Genomic DNA, 15,796 nt, shown 5'->3' with positions numbered 1-15,796 from the left:
GATGTCGAGGCTCGGAGGGGGAGCACCGCAGCGGTGTAGGTCGGGTTAGCGCAGCGTAACCCGACATGGGCCGCGCAACCCCGCAGCCTCAGCCCAGCGCCTCCCGCCCCGCCCGGTCGCCCCACCAGGCGGCCTCCTCGAACACCGAATAACCCGACAGGTCCGAATGGGCGAAGAGCAGCCGCCCGTCGGCTTCGCGCAGCGCGGCGAGGCCGGGGTTGGCGAGGCTGCCGCAGGCCGGCACCGCCATGCCGTGGCCGCGCAGGCTGATCTCCACCGCAAGGGTGCGGCGCCATATTTCAAAGTGGCCGTAGTGGCCGCGAAGTTCCTCGGCGGCGACATCGAAGAGGGCCTCGGCGGAGGCGGCGGCCAGCCAGGCGCGGGCATCCTGCGGGGTCTGGTCGGCCAGCGCCCGGTAGGCGGTGAACACCGTGTGGGCCGGGCGGGCGGCGCGGATCAGCTGGTGGGTGCTCACCACCCAGCCCAGGCCGCGGCTGCCGGCGATCACGTTGTCCCAGGCCAGCGGGGCGTCGGCGGGCTCGGGGGGGAAGCCCTCCAGCAGAAAGTTGGCGACCAGCCACGGCGCCTGGGGCGGCAGGTGGGCGGCCGGGTCGAAGCCGTAATCGCGGATATTGCCGACCACCCGGGCCGCCACGTGCAGCGGCATCGCGCAGATCGCCCGCCGGGCGCGGATGTGCACGGGGCCATCGGCGCTGGTGCACAGGATGCTCACTCCGTGCCTGTCCTCGCCCACCGCCAGCGCGTGGCCGGCCAGCTGGCGGGTGGCGGGCACCCGGGCGGCGAGGCCGCGGGCCAGGAAGGCCAGGCCGTCGGGCCAGGTGAGCAGGCTGCCGTCGGCGGCGTTGGCGGCCTGGCCGCCGCGGCTGGCGAAGTAGTGCAGGCCGGCCCAGGCCGATACCTTGTCTGGCGTGGCGCCGTATTCGTCGCGGCAGACGTAATCCAGATAGGTGCGCAGGCTGGGGGCGCTGTAGCCCTCGGCGGCCAGCCAGGCGCTGAAGGTGATGCCGTCGAGGCGGCGGAAGGCCGGATCGGCGCTGGAGAGCACCAGCGGCACGCAGAAGACGCGCCGGCCGTCCGCGCCGCGGGTGTGGGCCAGCGCGTTCATGCGGTCCAGGAAGCGCCGGTGCTGGGCGGCTTCGGCGGCGCCGACGTGGGCGGTGGGGAGCAGGCCGTCGTGCCAGGCGCCGTCGAGGTAGAGGCGCTCGTCGGGGGCGTGCACCAGGGCCGCCTCGCTGAAGCGCGGGCGCGGGCCGAAGGGGTCGGCCTCGATCACCCCGAGCTCGTGCAGCAGCTCGCGCACCGGCGTCGACTCGAGGGACGGCAGCGGCAGGTAGTGGGCGCCGCGGGGGAAGGCGAGGGGGCCGGAGGGGCTGTCGAAGCGCCCGCCGGAGGCGTTGCCGAAGGGCTCCGGGCCGCTCACCAGCAGGTGGTCGTCGTGGCCCTCTTTGGCCAGCCGCCAGGCCGCGCTGAGGCCGGCGATGCCGCTGCCGAGAATGGCGACGCCGGTGTGGATCTCGCGCCGCGCGGCGGGCAGCGGTGCGCGCTCGCGCAGCGCGTGGCCGGCCTCCATGCCGGGGCGCAGTACGGTGACCGGGATGCCCAGGTGCTCCAGCCGCCGGCAGCCGGGCAGGGCGGCGAGGCCTGCGGTAGCGGTGGCTGCGGCGATGAAGCGGCGCCGGCCGATCATCGGATCACCTTGCCCCAGTCCTCCTCGAAGTAATGCACCAGGGCCTGGGTGTTGAGGTGGTTGGGCTCGACAGGCAGCGGGCGCATGTCCGGCGGGAAGCTGAACATCAGCCGGGTGCTGTCGGCGTCGAGGAAGCGGGTGGGCACGCTGTAACGGGTGGGCGGCACGAAGCCGGGGCGCTTCATGGCGAGGTTGAAGCCCCATTCGCCAAACGAGGGCACTTGCGCGTGGTAAGGGTGGGTGCTGAAGCCGGCCGCGCGCAGGGTCGCGTCGATGCACCAGAAGCTCTTGGGGGCGAACCACGGCGAGGTGGATTGCACCACCAGCGCGCCGTTTTCGGCGAGGTGGCGGGCCATCAGCCGGTAGATCGGCACCGAGTAGAGCTTGCCGAGGCCGAAGCTGGAGGGGTCGGGGAAGTCGGCGACGATGAGGTCGAAGACTTCGGCGTTGGTCTCGAGCCACTGGCCGGCGTCGGCATTGATGATCGTCACGCGCGGGTCTGTGAGGGCGCCGGCGTTGAGGGCGGCGAGCTCGGTGTTGCGGCTGAAGAGATCGGTCATCGCCGGGTCGAGGTCGACCAGTGTGACGTGCTGGATGTTGGCGTGGCGCAGGATCTCGCGCACCGCCAGCCCGTCGCCGCCGCCCAGCACCAGCGCCCGGCGGGCCCAGGGCAGGCTCTGCAGCGCGGGGTGCACCAGGGCCTCGTGGTAGCGGTGCTCGTCGCGGCTGGAGAACTGCAGGTTGCCGTTGATGTAGAGCCGGGTGTCGTCCTTCCAGCGGGTGACGACCAGGCGCTGGTAGGGCGTGGTGGTGGCGAAGATCACCTCGTCGCCGAACAGGCCCTTCTCGGCCCAGCGGGTGAGCCGGTCGGAGCCGGCCAGCCCGGCGGCCAGGAAGGCCATCACCAGCACCCCGCGCAGGATGCGGGGCCGCAGGCCGGGGATCTCGGCGCGGTAATGCCACAGCGTCCACAGCGCCACCGCCACATTGGCCATGCCGAACAGAAAACCCGTGCGCGACAGCCCCAGCTTGGGTGCCAGCACCAGCGGGAACAGCAGCGACACCGCCAGTGCGCCCAGGTAGTCGAAGGTGAGCACCCGGCTCACCAGTTCGCTGAAGCTGGCCTGGCGGGCGTTGAGCACCCGCATCACCAGCGGGATCTCCATGCCCACCAGCACCCCCAGCACGAACACCAGCGCATACAGCGCGCTGCGGAAGGGCGCCGACATCCACGCGAACAGCAAAAACAGCAGCGTCGCCGACAGCCCGCCGAGCAGCCCCACCAGCAGCTCGATGTCGATGAAGCGGGCCAGCACGTCGCGGTCGTCCACATACTTTGAAAGGTGCGAGCCGACCCCCATCGCAAAAAGGTAGCAGCCGATGATCGACGAGAACTGCAGCACCGAGTCGCCGAGCAGGTAGCTCGACAGCGCCCCGGCGATCAGCTCGTAGGCGAGCCCGCAGGAGGCGACGACGAAGACGGAGAGGATCAGCAGCCGGTCGGGAAAGCGGCCAGCCGGGCGGGCGGGGTGTGACATGGCTCCGGGACTTTACCCGGAATGCGCTTGCCCGGCACGGGGAATGCTGGCTAAATACCAGCCCGGTCACCGGGGAAAACACCGATGGAAGCCTTCTACAATTACCTCATTCACCTGCTGTCGGGCCTGGTGATGGTGGCGTTGTTTGCCGCGATCTACCTGCGCGTGACGCCCTTCTGCGAGCGCGCGCTGATCCGCCAGGGGCTGGTGGCCCCGGCCCTGTCGTTTGGTGGGGCGACGCTGGGTTTCTCGCTCACGGTGGCCTCCAGCATCCTGCACAACGACAGCTACCCGCTGTTCCTCGCGTGGGGCGGAGCCGGCCTCGTCACCCAGCTGCTCACCTACGCGCTGTTGGCTCGGCTGCTGCCGGCGCTGCCTGCCCAGCTCTCATCCAACAACGTCGCTGCCGGCGCCTTCGCGGGCACGGTGGCGCTGGTGGTGGGCATTATTAACGCGGCGTGCATGTCGTGAGCCCGGCCTTCGCCCAAACGCCGATCAAACCCAATCAGGAGCAGAAATGAGTCTCGGGTCCTTCATCAAGAAGCAGTTCATCGACGTCCTCCAGTGGAACGAGGATTCCGACGGCACGCTGGCCTGGCGTTACCCGATGGAAGACTTCGAGATCCAGTACGGCGCCAGCCTCACGGTGCGCGAGTCGCAGATGGCGGTGTTCGTCAACGAAGGCCAGGTGGCCGACGTGTTCGGGCCGGGCCTGTATACGCTCACCACCCGCACCATCCCGGTGCTGACCAACCTCAAAAACTGGGACAAGCTCTTCGAGTCGCCCTTCAAGTCGGACGTGTATTTCTTCAGCACCCGCCTGCAGCTCGGCCGCAAGTGGGGTACGCCGCAGCCGGTCACCATCCGCGACAAGGATTTCGGCATGGTGCGGCTGCGCGCCTTCGGCATGTATTCGTACAAGCTGGCCGACCCGCGCAGCTTCTTCACCGAGATCAGCGGCACCCGCGCCAGCTACACCGTCGACGAGCTCGAGCAGCAGCTGCGCAACCTGGTGGTCGCCACCATGAGCGCCACCCTCGGCGGTGCCGACGTGCCGTTTGTCGACATGGCTGCCAACCAGCTCCTGCTGTCCGGCAAGATGCGCGAGGCGATGACGCCCACCTTCGAGCGCTACGGTCTGGCCCTCGACAACTTCGCGGTCGAGAACATCTCGCTGCCCGACGAGCTGCAGAAGGCCATCGACGCGCGCATCTCGATGGGCATGGTCGGTGATCTGGGCAAATACACCCAGTTCCAGGTGGCCCAGGCGGTGCCGCTGGCGGCCCAGAACGAAGGCGGCCTGGCCGGCGTGGGGGCCGGCCTCGCCGCGGGCGTGGGGATGGGGCAGGTGATGATGGACGCGCTGCGCGGCAGCCAGGCCCCGGCCGCTGCGCCGACGCCGGTGGCCGCTGCCGCTGCGGCCGACGACCCGGAGGCCCGGCTCGCCAAGCTCAAGGCGCTGCTCGACAAGGGCCTGGTGACCCAGGCCGACTACGACTCGGCGAAGGCCGAGATCCTGAAAAAACTGATCGGTTGAGCGTGCCTGCCCTGCGCTGCTTGATGTCGGCCTGACGCATGTTCAAGCTCGCCTGCCCGTCCTGCGGCGCCGAGGTGGCCTTCCGCTCGGCCACCTCGGCGATCGCCGTCTGCGAATACTGCCGCAGCACCCTGCTGCGCGATGCCGACGCGGTGCGCGACGTGGGCAAGATGTCGGCGGTGCTCGAGGACTACTCGCCGCTGCGCGTCGGCGTCTCCGGCGTCTATTCGGGCCGCGCCTTTGCGGTGATCGGGCGCATCCAGCTGCGCTACGACGCGGGCTTCTGGAACGAGTGGTACATCTATTTCGACGACGGCAGCGCCGGCTGGCTGTCGGACGCCTCCGGCCAGTACGCGGTCACGCTGGATGCCGGCCTGGCCGACGACGCACCGCCCTTCAAGCAGCTCGTGCCCGGCGGCCAGTATCACCACGACGGCGTGGCCTATATCGCCGCCGACCTGCGCACCGCCCGCTGCAGCGGCGGCGAGGGCGAGCTGCCGTTCCAGGTCGGCGCCGGCTGGGAGGCGACCGTTGCCGACTACCGCCAGACCCACCGCTTCCTGACCCTCGACTATTCCGACGGCAGCCCGCCGCGGCGCTACGTGGGCAAGGCGGTGACGCTGGCCGACCTCAAATGTCAGCTGCTGCGCGAGCCCGACGAGATCACCCGCAGCGCCGGTCACCTGAAGGGCGCCGCCGAGGCGCTGGCCTGCCCGGCCTGCGGCGCCTCCATCAGCTGGAGCCCGGGCGTCGCCGAGCAGCTCCACTGCCCGGCCTGCGGCACCCGCCTGGATGCCAGCGGCGGTGCGGCGGTGGCGCTCGACGGCGCCCGCCGCGAGGCCCGGCTGGTCACCACCCTGGCCTTGGGCGACGAGGCCCGCATCGACGGCATCCGCTGGCGCCTCATCGGCCTCCTGCGCTGCCGCGAGCAGGGCGCTTCTGAAGAATGGACCGAATACCTGCTCTACAGCGAACGGCAGGGCTTCCTGTGGCTGGTCGAGTCGGATGCAGCCTGGGACAAGGTGCGCGTGCTCGACACCTGGCCCGAGTCGGTCTCGGCCAGCGCGGTGCACCTCGACGGTGCCGCCTACACGCGGATGCAGGCCTACGGCGCCGAGGTGGTCTACGCCGCGGGCGCCTTCAACTGGCAGGTGAAGGTCGGCGACAAGGTGAGCATCACCGACTACCGGGGCGCCCGCGGCACTCTTACCAGCGAGCAGGGCAAATCAGAGCTCGGCTGGAGCCTGGCCCAGCGGGTGCCGGCGAGCACCGTTGATGGCTGGTTCGGCAAGGGCGGCAAGCTTGCCGCGGTGGCCCCCGCCAGCCCGGCGGAGCTCGAAGGGCCGCCCGACCGAGCCGCCTTGCGCCGCCCGGCCTGGGTGTTCACCGCCCTCGTGCTGGTCTCCAACGTGCCCATCGCGGTGGTGGGCGGGCTCTACAGCTGGGTGCTGATCCTGCTCGCCATCGGCGTGCTGTGGCTGCCGGTGCTCACCGACTGGATGGACGACTGAGACATGTCCCGCGGTTCCTACATCTTTTTTGCCTTCATCGTGCTGGCCTTCGTGACCTTCCTCAACCTGGAGCACGTCACCGACAGCAGCGGCAGCTCCAGCCGGAGCTGGGGCAGCAGCTCATCCGGCAGCGGCTGGTCGTCCGGGGGCGGCCACAAGTGAGCGTCTTCCTGCCCCGCGGCCGTCATCTGCTCGCCGATTTCCACGGCGTTGCAGCCGGCCGCCTGGGCGACGCGGTGGCCATCGAGGCGCTGCTGCGCGCCGCCGCCGACGCTGCCGGCGCGACCCCGGTGGCGGGCCACTTCCACCCCTTCGGCCCCGGCCTCGGCGTCACCGGCGTGCTGCTGCTGAAGGAGTCCCACATCAGCATCCACACCTGGCCCGAGCACGGCTTTGCCGCGGTGGATGTGTTCATGTGCGGCGCGGCCCGCCCCGACAAGGCCGTCGAGGCCATTTCCGCCGCCCTCGCCGCCGGGTCGGTGGCGCTGCGCGAGATCGCCAGGGGCTGAGCTACACTAATTCCCCACTCCCCACTCCCCACTCCCCACCAACCGTCATGCCCCGCGCCGCCATCCCGCTCCGCCACGCCTACCGCCTCCTCAACCACGGCCCCACGGTGCTCGTGTCGTCGGCCCACGCTGGGCAGCGCAATGTGATGGCGGCGGCCTGGAACATGCCTCTCGATTTCGACCCGCCCAAGGTGGCGGTGGTGATCGACAAATCCACACTCACCCGCGAGCTCATCGAGGCCTCCGGCGAGTTCGTGCTGGCGGTGCCGAGCCGGGCGATCACCGCCCAGGTGCTGGCGGTGGGCTCGCGCTCCGGGCGGGACGGCGACAAGTTCGAGGCCATGGGGCTGGACGCCATGCCGGCCGCGCGGGTGGCGGCGCCGCTGCCGGCGGGCTGCGTCGGCTGGCTGGAGTGCCGGCTGATCCCCGAGCCGCACATCCAGCAGGCCTACGACCTGTTCCTCGGCGAAGTGCTCGCCGCCTGGGCCGACCCGGCGGTGTTCAGCGACGGGCGCTGGCATTTCGAGGGGGAGGAGGGGCGCAGCATCCACTATGTGGCCGGCGGGCAGTTCTTTGCCACCGGCGACGCATTCGACGTGAAAGGCTGAAGCGCGATGAACTTGCCCACTGTCTACGAAAATTCACAACTCGCCCATATCATCGAGCAGGCCATGATCTGCCAGTGCGCCTGCCCGGCCCAGGTGGCGCAGGAGCTCCTCGGCCTGCGCGAGCTGTTCCGCTACCAGCACGACTGTTCGGTGATCCGCAAGGAAGACGCGGGTGTGCACGCGCGGATCATGAATTCGCTCTGCGCGGCCCACGCCGAACTCGAAACCTGTCTGGGCGACGTGCTCGCCCTGGAGGGTTGGGACCCGGCCACCCTGGCCATGCCGGAGGGCCTGCGCCAGCTGCGCGATGACCTGCTGAGCTAGCGAAAGCGGCCTGCCCGCGCGGGTGCGGGGGGCGGTCCGTTGGGTGGTGGGATGTGCTTGGAAAGGGCTGAAAAGATTTTTTGGTGCACTGCACAAAAAACGCTTGCGTTTAGTTTTGTTGCGGTGCAACATAGAGCCCATACCGAAGCTTTATTCGGTGATCGCAGCCCCAGCCCAACTTGAGGAGATCATCATGTCCGCCACCCCCGAAAAAATCGTCGCCGCCAGCAAAGCCAACGTTGAAGCCGGCCTGAAGTCCGCTTCCGCCTTCGTGACCACCGTGTTCACCGCCGCCGAGCGCGTCGCCACCCTGAACCTGGCCACCGCCCGCACCGCTTTCGACGACAGCGTCGCCTTCTCCAAGGCCATCATGGCCACCAAGGACCCGAAGGCCCTGGCCGCCCTGAGCATCGGCGCCGTGACCCCGTCCGTCGAGAAGTCGGTTGCCTACGGCCGTAGCCTGTCCGCCATCAGCGCCGACACCCAGGAAGAGCTGACCAAGCTGGTCGAAGCCGAAACCTCCGTGCTGGGTCAGAACTTCGACACCGCCCTGGAAGGCCTCTTCAAGAACGCTCCGGCCGGCTCCGAGTCCGCCGTTGCCGCCGTCAAGGCTGCCCTGGCCAACGCCAACTCCGCTTACGAAGGCGCCTCGAAGGCCGCCAAGCAAGTTGCCGCTGCCGCCCAGGCCAGCGTCGAGAAGGCCACCGCCACCGCCGTGCAAAACGTTGAAAAGGGTGCCAAGGCTGCCGCCTCCGCCCTGAAGGTTGCCTAAAGCATCCTTGAACCTGCCAGACGCCCCTGTCCCGCGTGCAGTTGCGGGCCGGGGCTGCCTGGCAAGGTTTGTCGTCACCGCCTTCGGGGGGTGATCTGAAAGGCCCTTCGGGGCCTTTCTGCTTTTCGGGAGTCCGCTGATGAGCCGTCGCAAGTCGCCCCTGGTTTCCGCGCTGTTCAAGCTCACCCGTGCCGGCGTGCGGCAATCTGCACGCATCGGCCAGGCCGCCGCCCGGCAGGGCGTGAAGGCCGGTGGCCGGTTGGCGGAGCAAGCCGGGCGGGCGCTATCGGCGGTGGCGACGCCCGCCGAAGCACCGGGCGCGGTGGCCGGCGGGCGCTGGCACGAGGGGCGTTGGGGCCTCGGCCCGTTGGCCATGCGACGCTGGCGGCTGTTCATCCCGGTGGGGGCGACGGCCAGGAAGCCGCTTCCGCTCCTCGTGCTGCTCCACGGTTGTGCCCAGGACAGCGCGGCCTTTGCCACCACCACCCACGCTGCGGCGGTGGCCCGGGCCAAGGGCTTCGCGGTGCTGCTGCCCGAGCAGGGCCAGGACGCCAACCCCCAGCGCTGCTGGAACTGGTTCGGCAGCGAAGCGCGGGTCGGGCTGGAGACGCAGACCCTGATGGCCATCATCGACCACGTGGTGCAGGCCTACCCCCGGGTCGGCGGGCCGCTCTTCGCGCTGGGCCTGTCGGCGGGCGGCGCGATGGCGCTGACCCTGGCCCTGCGCCACCCCGAGCGTTTTTGCGCGGTGGGCAGCCATTCCGGCGCGGCGCCGGCCAGCGCCCGCACGCCCCTGCAGGCTGGCCAGGCCATGCGCGGCCGCCGCTCGCCCGACGCCGACGCGATCGCCCTGCGCCTGGCGGGGCGCCCCCTGCCGCCGCTGCTGCTGATCCATGGCGACCTCGATCCGGTGGTGTCCTTCGACAACGCCGAGGCGGCCGCCGGGCTGTGGCTGGAGCTGCTACCCGAAGGTGTCCCCGTCAAGGAGACGGCGGGCGAGCTCCGCCGGGGCAGCCGGCGCAGCGTCGCCCGGCGTGACTGGAAACGCGGCCGCCACCTGGCGGTGCGCCTGCTGCGGGTGCACGGCATGGGGCACGCCTGGAGCGGTGGCGCCGCCGGCCAGGCCTTCTCCGACCCCAGCGGGCCCGACGCCTTGCGCCTGGCCTGGCAGTTCTTCGAGACGGTGATGGAACAAGCGCCGCCGGCGCCCGTCTGACCCTTTTTACCCGGAGTACCTCCCATGCCCAATTCGACTTCCGCCCGGCTGCAGGACCGTGCCGCCGGTGCCCTGATGGGCGCCTTCATCGGCGACGCGCTGGCCCTCGGCCCCCACTGGTACTACGACCTCGACGAACTGCGGGCCACCTACGGCGACTGGATCGACGGCTACACCGACCCGCAGCCCGGCCGCTACCACGCCGGCCTCAAGGCGGGCCAGCCGTCCCAGGCCGGCGTGCTGCTCGAGCTCACCCTGCGCTCGCTGGTGGAGCGGGGCGCCTACGACGAGGCCGACTTCTGCCGCCGGATGGACGAGGATTTCTTTCCGCTTATCGACGGCACGCCGATGGCCGGCCCCGGCGGCTACACCAGCCAGTCGATCCGCGAGGCCTGGCGCCGGCGGGTGGTCGAGGGCCTGCCCTGGAGCCAGGCCGGTGGCAGCGCCGACACCACCGAGGCCGCCGAGCGGGTGCTGGCCATTGCGGTGCGCCACGCCCTCGACCCGGCGGCGCTCGCCGACGCGGTGACCCGCAACTGCGTGCTCACCCAGACCGACGGCACCGTGGTGGCGATGACGGTGGCTTTCGGCGCGGTGCTGGGGATGCTGGTTGAAGGCCACCCGCTGGACGAGGACATTTCTGCGAAGCTGATGCTGCGGGTGAAGCGCGGCGAGCTGCCCTTTCATACGGTGACCCGCGGCAAGCTCGAGGCGCCGGAGCCGGGCGCGGCCGAGGCGCCCGTGGCGGGGCGCTTTCCGTCACCCGACGCGCTGCTCGGCCCGTCCTGCATGGCCCGCGCGGCGCTCGACCCGGGCATCCGCATCGAGCCGGCCTGGAAGGTCTCGCTGGTGTATGGCATGCCCTGCGCGGTGTACCACCAGTTTCCGGCCGCCTATTACCTGGCCGCGCGCTTCAGGGACGACTTCGAGGCGGCAGTGCTGCACGCGGTGAATGGCGGCGGGCAGAACCTGGCCCGGGCGATGCTCACCGGCGCGCTGGTGGGCGCCCAGGTGGGTTTGTCGGGCATCCCGGCACGCTTCATAAACGGGCTGGAAGGGGGCCCCGCGCGGGTCGAGCTGGCCCGGCAGCTGGCGGCCCAGCTGGCCACCTAGCCGGCCGGGCCGGGGGTTCAGCAGCGGCCCTTCCTGGCCTGGCCCGGCGGGCAGTGGCCGTGGTCGTCATCGTGGTGGCCATGCCGCTTGCCGCCCCGGGGGCCGCATTGGCCGCGGAAGTTCTTGCGGCCTTCGTAGCGATGGCAGTTGTCGCGCCACCAGGCTTCGTTGCGCCACTGGCCACCGTCCCAGTAGCGGCCGCTGCGGTCGCGGTCGCCGATGTAGAGCGACACGCCGGGGGCGTTGATCGACAGGTCGAGGTCGATGGCGCCGGCCGGCGTGGCGGCGCCCAGGCCGAGCAGGGCGAGGGAGAGCAGCAGAGTCTTGCGCATGATGGCGATCCTTGGGGGTGTTCCTGAATCAGTGTTCCTGAATCATATAGGGACATGCCCGGCCCATCACGGGTACGACAGGCTGGCGGGCCGCGACGGAATGCTTGCACCCCGGGCTTCCTGCAGGCAAATTGGCTCCCGTCGGTTCGCATCGCTGATGCGGCATCGGGCCGGGCGGTGTCCGGCTCTTAAGGGGAGAGAGCATGGCGATCATTTTCGCGAAGACGGGCAAGGGCCACGCCGAAATCGAATGCAGGTCGGGCGCGCTCAGCCCGCGGGTGCGGCGGGTGCTGATTTTTGTCGATGGCAAGCGCCCGGTCGAGGAACTGCGCAACATGCTGCACTACGACGACCTGCAGCACACCCTTGGCCTGCTCGAGGAGGACGGCTTCATCGAGATGGTCGGGCTTAGCGGGCCGGGCGGGGTGCACGTCCAGCTTGAGTCCGCAGCCCCGCTCACCGCGTTCCGGCTGCATCCGCCCGGCGACGACCCGCTGCGGCTGCAGCAGGCCCGCAACTTCATGCTCAACACCCTCAATGCCTTCGTCGGTGCCCTCGGTACCAGCTCGCTGCAGGACCGCATCGTGGCGGCCCGCAACCAGGCCGACATGCGCCAGCTCTTCGACGAGTGGTACCACGCCATCGTCAGCTCCCGGGACGGCCGCCGCCAGGCCGAGCATCTGCGGGGCAAGCTGCTCGAGGTGATCTGAGCGCCCCCAGGGCCGGGCTCCGCCCCCCCTTTGGGGGGCAGGAAACTTGTGGCGGCCCTGTGTTTCCTTGAGTGCGTTCCAAGGCCATGCCAGCCTCGGCGTGGACGGAGAGACATTGCATGTTTCTCAAGAGCATTGCCCGTATGGGCGCCTCCACGCTTCGACGTCACGCCCGGTTTCCTTCTGACGCCGCTTGCGGTGCGTCAAGTGCTGGCGGAGATCGACGCAATATCATGGGGTGCTTATGGATGACGATTCCGAACTCGATTTCGATATCCCCGGCCGGGCGACCGCCGTGGCCGCCGAGGCGCTCTACCTCGCCAACCTGATGCTCATCCCGGGCCTGGGCTTTCTGGCCCTGCTGGTGCTGTGGTGGCGCGAACGCGAGCGGGCGCCCGAGCTGGCCCGCGGCCACCTGCGCCAGACGCTGGCCGCGAGCCTGTGGGCGGGCGTGCTGCTGGTGGCGGCCAACGCGGCAATCATCCTGCTGGGGGGCTACGACTCGGCCTACACCTGGATCGTCGTGGTGCTCTACTTCACGACCTGCCATGCGACGCTGATCTTCTGCGGTGCCATCGGCCTCTCTCGGGCGCTCGCCGGCAAACCCTTCCGCTTCCCGCTCATCGGGCCGCGCTGATGGCGGCAGGGCGGATCATTCCGATCCGGGCGCTCGCCGCGGCGCCCGAGGCCTCCCGCCAGCGCCTGCGCCGCTGGAGCCAGGCCGCCTTTTTTGCGTTCTTCGTGCTGGCGCCGGTTTTTGACGTGCTCCGCTACGACCTGCCCGCGGGCCATGCCTGGCTGCTGGGCTTCGAGTGGCACGCCGGGCTGGACGACCTGCTGTGCGTCTCGAAGGTTGCCGCCCTCGGGGCGGTCGGGCGAATCTTCGGGCGGGTGATCCTGCCGGTGTTCGCCCTGGGTGGTTTGCTGATGTGGGCGGCCTGGCGCTGGGGGCGGCTCTACTGCGGCTGGCTGTGCCCGCACTTCTGGGTGGTCGAGCTGATCAACGAGTGCATGCGCCGTGCCGGCGGCCGGCCCACCCTGTGGGAGCCACGCCCCTTGCCCCTGCAGCGGGCCGACGGCCGGCCGATCGTGCCGGATCGCCGCTGGTGGCTGGCGGCGGCGCTGCTGGCGGTGGGCTGTGCGCTGGTGTGGGCCGTCGTCACCCTCACCTATGTGCTGCCGCCTGCCCAGGTGTATGGCGACCTGCTGGCGGGGCGCCCGTCGCGGGGGGAGGGGATTTTCATCGCGGTGTTCACCGGGCTGCTGGCGCTGGAGTTCTTCTTTGCCAGGCATCTCTTTTGCCGCTTCGCCTGTTCGGTGGGAGTTTTCCAGAGCCTGGCCTGGATGGCCAACCGGGCTGCGCTGGTGGTGGGCTTCCGGCGCGAGCGCGGGGCGGAGTGCGCGGCCTGTGACAGTGCCTGCGACCACGCCTGCCCGATGCGCCTGCGGCCGCGCAACATCAAGCGGGCGATGTTCACCTGCACCCAGTGCGGGCTGTGCGTGGCGGCCTGCGAAACCACCCAGCGCGACAACCCCCGCGGGCCCCTTCTCCATTGGGCTAACGGGGCGGCGGCGCGGGACAACGAGGCCGCCTTCCGCGCGCCGAGATTCGAAAGGAACAAGCTGTGACTGCCTTCAATGACTTCGCCATCGCCCGCGCCGTGCATGTGTTCGCGGTGCTGATCTGGATAGGCGGCGTCGCCTTCGTGACCCTGGTGCTGCTGCCCGCCTGCCGCGAGATGGCCGCGCCGCGGGATCAGCTCGAACTTTTCGAGCGCCTCGAGCACCGCTTTGCCCCGATCGCCCGCTGGACGGTGCTGCTGGCCGGCCTCTCGGGCCTGTGGCTGGTCTGGCGTCTGGGGGTGTGGGAGCGCTTTACCGACCCGCTGGGTTGGTGGTGGATGCACGGGATGGTCGTGGTGTGGACGCTCTTTGCGCTGATGCTCTATGTGCTAGAACCCTTCGTGCTCCCGCGGGTCTTCGCCCGGCTCGCCGAACGTGACCCGGTGGCGCTGATGACGCGCGTCCAGCGCCTGCATCGGGTGCTGCTCGGCGTGAGCCTGCTGGTGGTGCTCGGGGCGGTGGCGGGCAGCCACGGCGGCTGGATGTTCTGAAGCCCGGCGTTGCCTTGAGCGCCGGGCCGGCGCGGTTTGCGACCCGGCTCAATTTCGGTGCCCGGCGGCCGTTACAAAAAATAATTCATCTGAATGCCGTGCTCCGCCCTCCGTATTCTCTAAAGGACATTCCGACAATGCAGCGCTATACCCTCACCGAGTACGCCGATGCCTCCAGTGAGACCCGGGCCGTGTTCGACGATTTCATGCGCACCACCGGCGCGACCGCGGTGCCGGTGTGGCTCAAGAGCCTGGGGCACAGCGCGCCCCTGACCCGCGCCTACTGGGAGCGGGCCAAGGGGACGCTGTTCGCCGGCAACCTGCCGCTGCCCCTCAAGGAGATGATCGTCTTCGTGGTGTCGGCCAGAAACGGCGCCCGCTATTGCTCCGCCTGCCACGCGCAGAACGTGCTCAGCCTCGACAAGACGCTGGCCTTCGATGACCTCCGGGATCTCGTCAGCGCCGACAAGGGCTTCAAGCTGCCGGCTTATTACAGCGCGGTGGTGGATTTCGCCGGCAAGGTCGCCGCCGACGCCAACTGCCTCGAAGACGCCGATTTCGAGGCCTTGATGGATGAGGGCTTCAGCCGGGAAGAGATTTGCGAGATCATTGCGGTGATCGACATGGCAACGATGTTCAACGTCTATACCAGCAGCCTGCGCCTGGATCTCGATCCGGACTATCGCGCCATCCTCTGAAGCGGGCTGCAGGGGAGTCAGCTCATGCCTCTCAAGGAAACGCAGGGCCGCCCCAAGTTTTCTTGCCCCCCTCGGGGAGCGGGCTGGGCGGAGTCCGGCCCTGGGGGCGCTCAGAGTGAGCAGTGGAACGCGCCGGCCGTGCAGCAGCTGGCGCGTTACGAGGCCCTCGTGCAGCTCTTCGAGGAGATCCAGCTCGTCGACGACCTCGAACAGATCGCCCGGCGGGTGGCGACCCAGTGGAAATATTTTGCCAACGTGGCCGCCTGGCGGCTGGCGGTGGTCGATGGGGAGGCCTTCGTCCTCATCGACAGCTTCCGCGGTGAGGCCAGCCTGAGCCGGGTTGCGGCCCTGCCGGCCTGGGACGCTTTTCACTGGCGCCTGCAGCGGCCACGCCTGATCAGCCTGGCAGGCCCGCCCGATGCGATCCCGCCGCCGGATTTCCTCGCCGGCAAGGGTATCGCCGAGATCGAGCTGCTGCCCATCATTCGTTCGGAGCGCTGCATCGCCCAGGTGGCGGTGGCGGCCCGCCACACCCCCTTCAACGAACTCGATAACAAGTTTGTGCGGCTCTTCGGCGGGCGCCTCGCCGATCGCATCCACGGCATCCTCCTGCGCGAGCGGGCGACCCGCAAGCTCCGCGAGAGCGAGGAGCGCTACCGCAACCTCGCCGAAAACTCCGTCGACTGGATCTGGGCGCTCGACGCCGCCGGGCGGCATACCTACACCAACGATCGCGGCCTGCAGATGCTGGGCCTCTCGCGGGAGGCGCTGGCCCAGGCCGATCTGGCCGCGCTGGTGCACCCCGACGACCGGGGCCGGGCCGGCGCGATCTTCACCCGGGCCTTCGAGACGCGGCAGGGTTGGTCGAACGTGCTGCTCCGCTGGCGGCTCGGCGACGGCAGCTACCGGACCCTGGAGTCCAATGCCTCACCGGTCTTCGACGCCGCTGGCGCGATGATCGGACTGCAGGGCGTGGACCGGGACGTGAGCGAGCGCATTGCCGCCGAGGCCGAGCTCAAGCGCCATCGGGATCACCTTGAGGATCTCGTGGCGGCGCGCACGGCCGAGCTGTCCCTGGCCAAGGAGGGCGCCGAGGCGGCCAGCCG

19 protein-coding genes are annotated in these 15,796 nt (G+C 69.9%); 16 read left to right on the top strand and 3 right to left on the bottom strand.

Annotated elements, in window-relative coordinates:
* Nucleotides 1–88: 88 nt before the first annotated feature.
* The gene (locus ZRA01_RS17870) at nt 89–1,708 is read right to left on the bottom strand and encodes an NAD(P)-binding protein (RefSeq protein ID WP_141354725.1); all 1,620 of its coding nucleotides are present in this window, start codon (nt 1,706–1,708) and stop codon (nt 89–91) included.
* Nucleotides 1,705–3,246 carry a polyamine aminopropyltransferase gene (locus tag ZRA01_RS17865; protein WP_141354724.1) on the bottom strand — a complete coding sequence of 514 codons (1,542 nt, stop codon included), beginning with the start codon at nt 3,244–3,246 and terminating at the stop codon, nt 1,705–1,707. The genes ZRA01_RS17870 and ZRA01_RS17865 overlap by 4 nt, the downstream gene beginning before the upstream one ends.
* Nucleotides 3,247–3,330: 84 nt before the next feature.
* Between ZRA01_RS17865 and ZRA01_RS17860 the strand changes: the two genes are divergently transcribed.
* The 10 genes from ZRA01_RS17860 to ZRA01_RS17820 all read left to right on the top strand — a co-directional run bounded on the left by ZRA01_RS17860 (nt 3,331) and on the right by ZRA01_RS17820 (nt 10,836).
* Nucleotides 3,331–3,717 carry a DUF350 domain-containing protein gene (locus ZRA01_RS17860; protein ID WP_141354723.1) on the top strand — a complete coding sequence of 129 codons (387 nt, stop codon included), beginning with the start codon at nt 3,331–3,333 and terminating at the stop codon, nt 3,715–3,717.
* A gap of 46 nt (nt 3,718–3,763) precedes the next feature.
* Entirely contained in the window at nt 3,764–4,783 is a 1,020-nt protein-coding gene (locus ZRA01_RS17855; protein ID WP_141354722.1) for an SPFH domain-containing protein, read from the top strand.
* Between the two features lie 38 nt (nt 4,784–4,821).
* Nucleotides 4,822–6,294: a DUF4178 domain-containing protein gene (locus ZRA01_RS17850; RefSeq protein ID WP_141354721.1), complete on the top strand. Its 1,473-nt coding sequence runs from the start codon at nt 4,822–4,824 to the stop codon at nt 6,292–6,294.
* A 3-nt stretch (nt 6,295–6,297) separates the two neighbouring features.
* A complete protein-coding gene (locus tag ZRA01_RS20620; RefSeq protein ID WP_170183020.1) occupies nt 6,298–6,456 on the top strand; it encodes a hypothetical protein in 159 nt (52 codons plus the stop codon).
* Complete coding sequence (gene speD, locus ZRA01_RS17845; RefSeq protein ID WP_141354720.1) at nt 6,453–6,803, top strand: adenosylmethionine decarboxylase; 351 nt, start codon at nt 6,453–6,455, stop codon at nt 6,801–6,803. Before ZRA01_RS20620 ends, speD begins: the two co-directional genes overlap by 4 nt.
* A gap of 47 nt (nt 6,804–6,850) precedes the next feature.
* Nucleotides 6,851–7,411 carry a flavin reductase family protein gene (locus ZRA01_RS17840; RefSeq protein WP_141354719.1) on the top strand — a complete coding sequence of 187 codons (561 nt, stop codon included), beginning with the start codon at nt 6,851–6,853 and terminating at the stop codon, nt 7,409–7,411.
* Nucleotides 7,412–7,417: 6 nt separating this feature from the next.
* Complete coding sequence (locus ZRA01_RS17835) at nt 7,418–7,735, top strand: hypothetical protein (protein ID WP_141354718.1); 318 nt, start codon at nt 7,418–7,420, stop codon at nt 7,733–7,735.
* Nucleotides 7,736–7,928: 193 nt separating this feature from the next.
* A complete protein-coding gene (locus ZRA01_RS17830) occupies nt 7,929–8,507 on the top strand; it encodes a phasin family protein (RefSeq protein ID WP_141354717.1) in 579 nt (192 codons plus the stop codon).
* A 139-nt stretch (nt 8,508–8,646) separates the two neighbouring features.
* Nucleotides 8,647–9,723 carry an extracellular catalytic domain type 1 short-chain-length polyhydroxyalkanoate depolymerase gene (locus tag ZRA01_RS17825; protein ID WP_141354716.1) on the top strand — a complete coding sequence of 359 codons (1,077 nt, stop codon included), beginning with the start codon at nt 8,647–8,649 and terminating at the stop codon, nt 9,721–9,723.
* A gap of 24 nt (nt 9,724–9,747) precedes the next feature.
* Entirely contained in the window at nt 9,748–10,836 is a 1,089-nt protein-coding gene (locus ZRA01_RS17820) for an ADP-ribosylglycohydrolase family protein (RefSeq protein WP_141354715.1), read from the top strand.
* Between the two features lie 17 nt (nt 10,837–10,853).
* Here ZRA01_RS17820 and ZRA01_RS17815 read toward each other — a convergent pair whose 3' ends face one another.
* Nucleotides 10,854–11,168 (bottom strand): DUF2502 domain-containing protein, encoded by a 315-nt coding sequence (locus ZRA01_RS17815; protein WP_141354714.1) that lies wholly within the window; start codon nt 11,166–11,168, stop codon nt 10,854–10,856.
* Nucleotides 11,169–11,371: 203 nt separating this feature from the next.
* Between ZRA01_RS17815 and ZRA01_RS17810 the strand changes: the two genes are divergently transcribed.
* The 6 genes from ZRA01_RS17810 to ZRA01_RS17785 all read left to right on the top strand — a co-directional run.
* A complete protein-coding gene (locus ZRA01_RS17810; protein ID WP_141354713.1) occupies nt 11,372–11,878 on the top strand; it encodes a hypothetical protein in 507 nt (168 codons plus the stop codon).
* A gap of 244 nt (nt 11,879–12,122) precedes the next feature.
* Nucleotides 12,123–12,515: a magnetosome magnetite crystal formation protein family gene (locus ZRA01_RS17805; protein WP_141354712.1), complete on the top strand. Its 393-nt coding sequence runs from the start codon at nt 12,123–12,125 to the stop codon at nt 12,513–12,515.
* Nucleotides 12,515–13,507: a 4Fe-4S binding protein gene (locus tag ZRA01_RS17800; RefSeq protein ID WP_141354711.1), complete on the top strand. Its 993-nt coding sequence runs from the start codon at nt 12,515–12,517 to the stop codon at nt 13,505–13,507. Before ZRA01_RS17805 ends, ZRA01_RS17800 begins: the two co-directional genes overlap by 1 nt.
* Nucleotides 13,504–13,992 (top strand): hypothetical protein, encoded by a 489-nt coding sequence (locus ZRA01_RS17795; protein WP_141354710.1) that lies wholly within the window; start codon nt 13,504–13,506, stop codon nt 13,990–13,992. Before ZRA01_RS17800 ends, ZRA01_RS17795 begins: the two co-directional genes overlap by 4 nt.
* A gap of 137 nt (nt 13,993–14,129) precedes the next feature.
* The gene (locus ZRA01_RS17790; RefSeq protein WP_141354709.1) at nt 14,130–14,690 is read left to right on the top strand and encodes a carboxymuconolactone decarboxylase family protein; all 561 of its coding nucleotides are present in this window, start codon (nt 14,130–14,132) and stop codon (nt 14,688–14,690) included.
* A gap of 138 nt (nt 14,691–14,828) precedes the next feature.
* The coding region (locus ZRA01_RS17785) for a PAS domain-containing protein (RefSeq protein WP_170183019.1) at nt 14,829–15,796 on the top strand (968 nt) is incomplete at its 3' end.

The sequence above is a fragment of the Zoogloea ramigera genome (assembly GCF_006539865.1).
GTDB lineage: Bacteria > Pseudomonadota > Gammaproteobacteria > Burkholderiales > Rhodocyclaceae > Zoogloea > Zoogloea ramigera.
The sequence above is the reverse complement of the archived record's forward strand: the minus strand, read 5'-3'. Positions and strand labels throughout refer to the sequence as shown.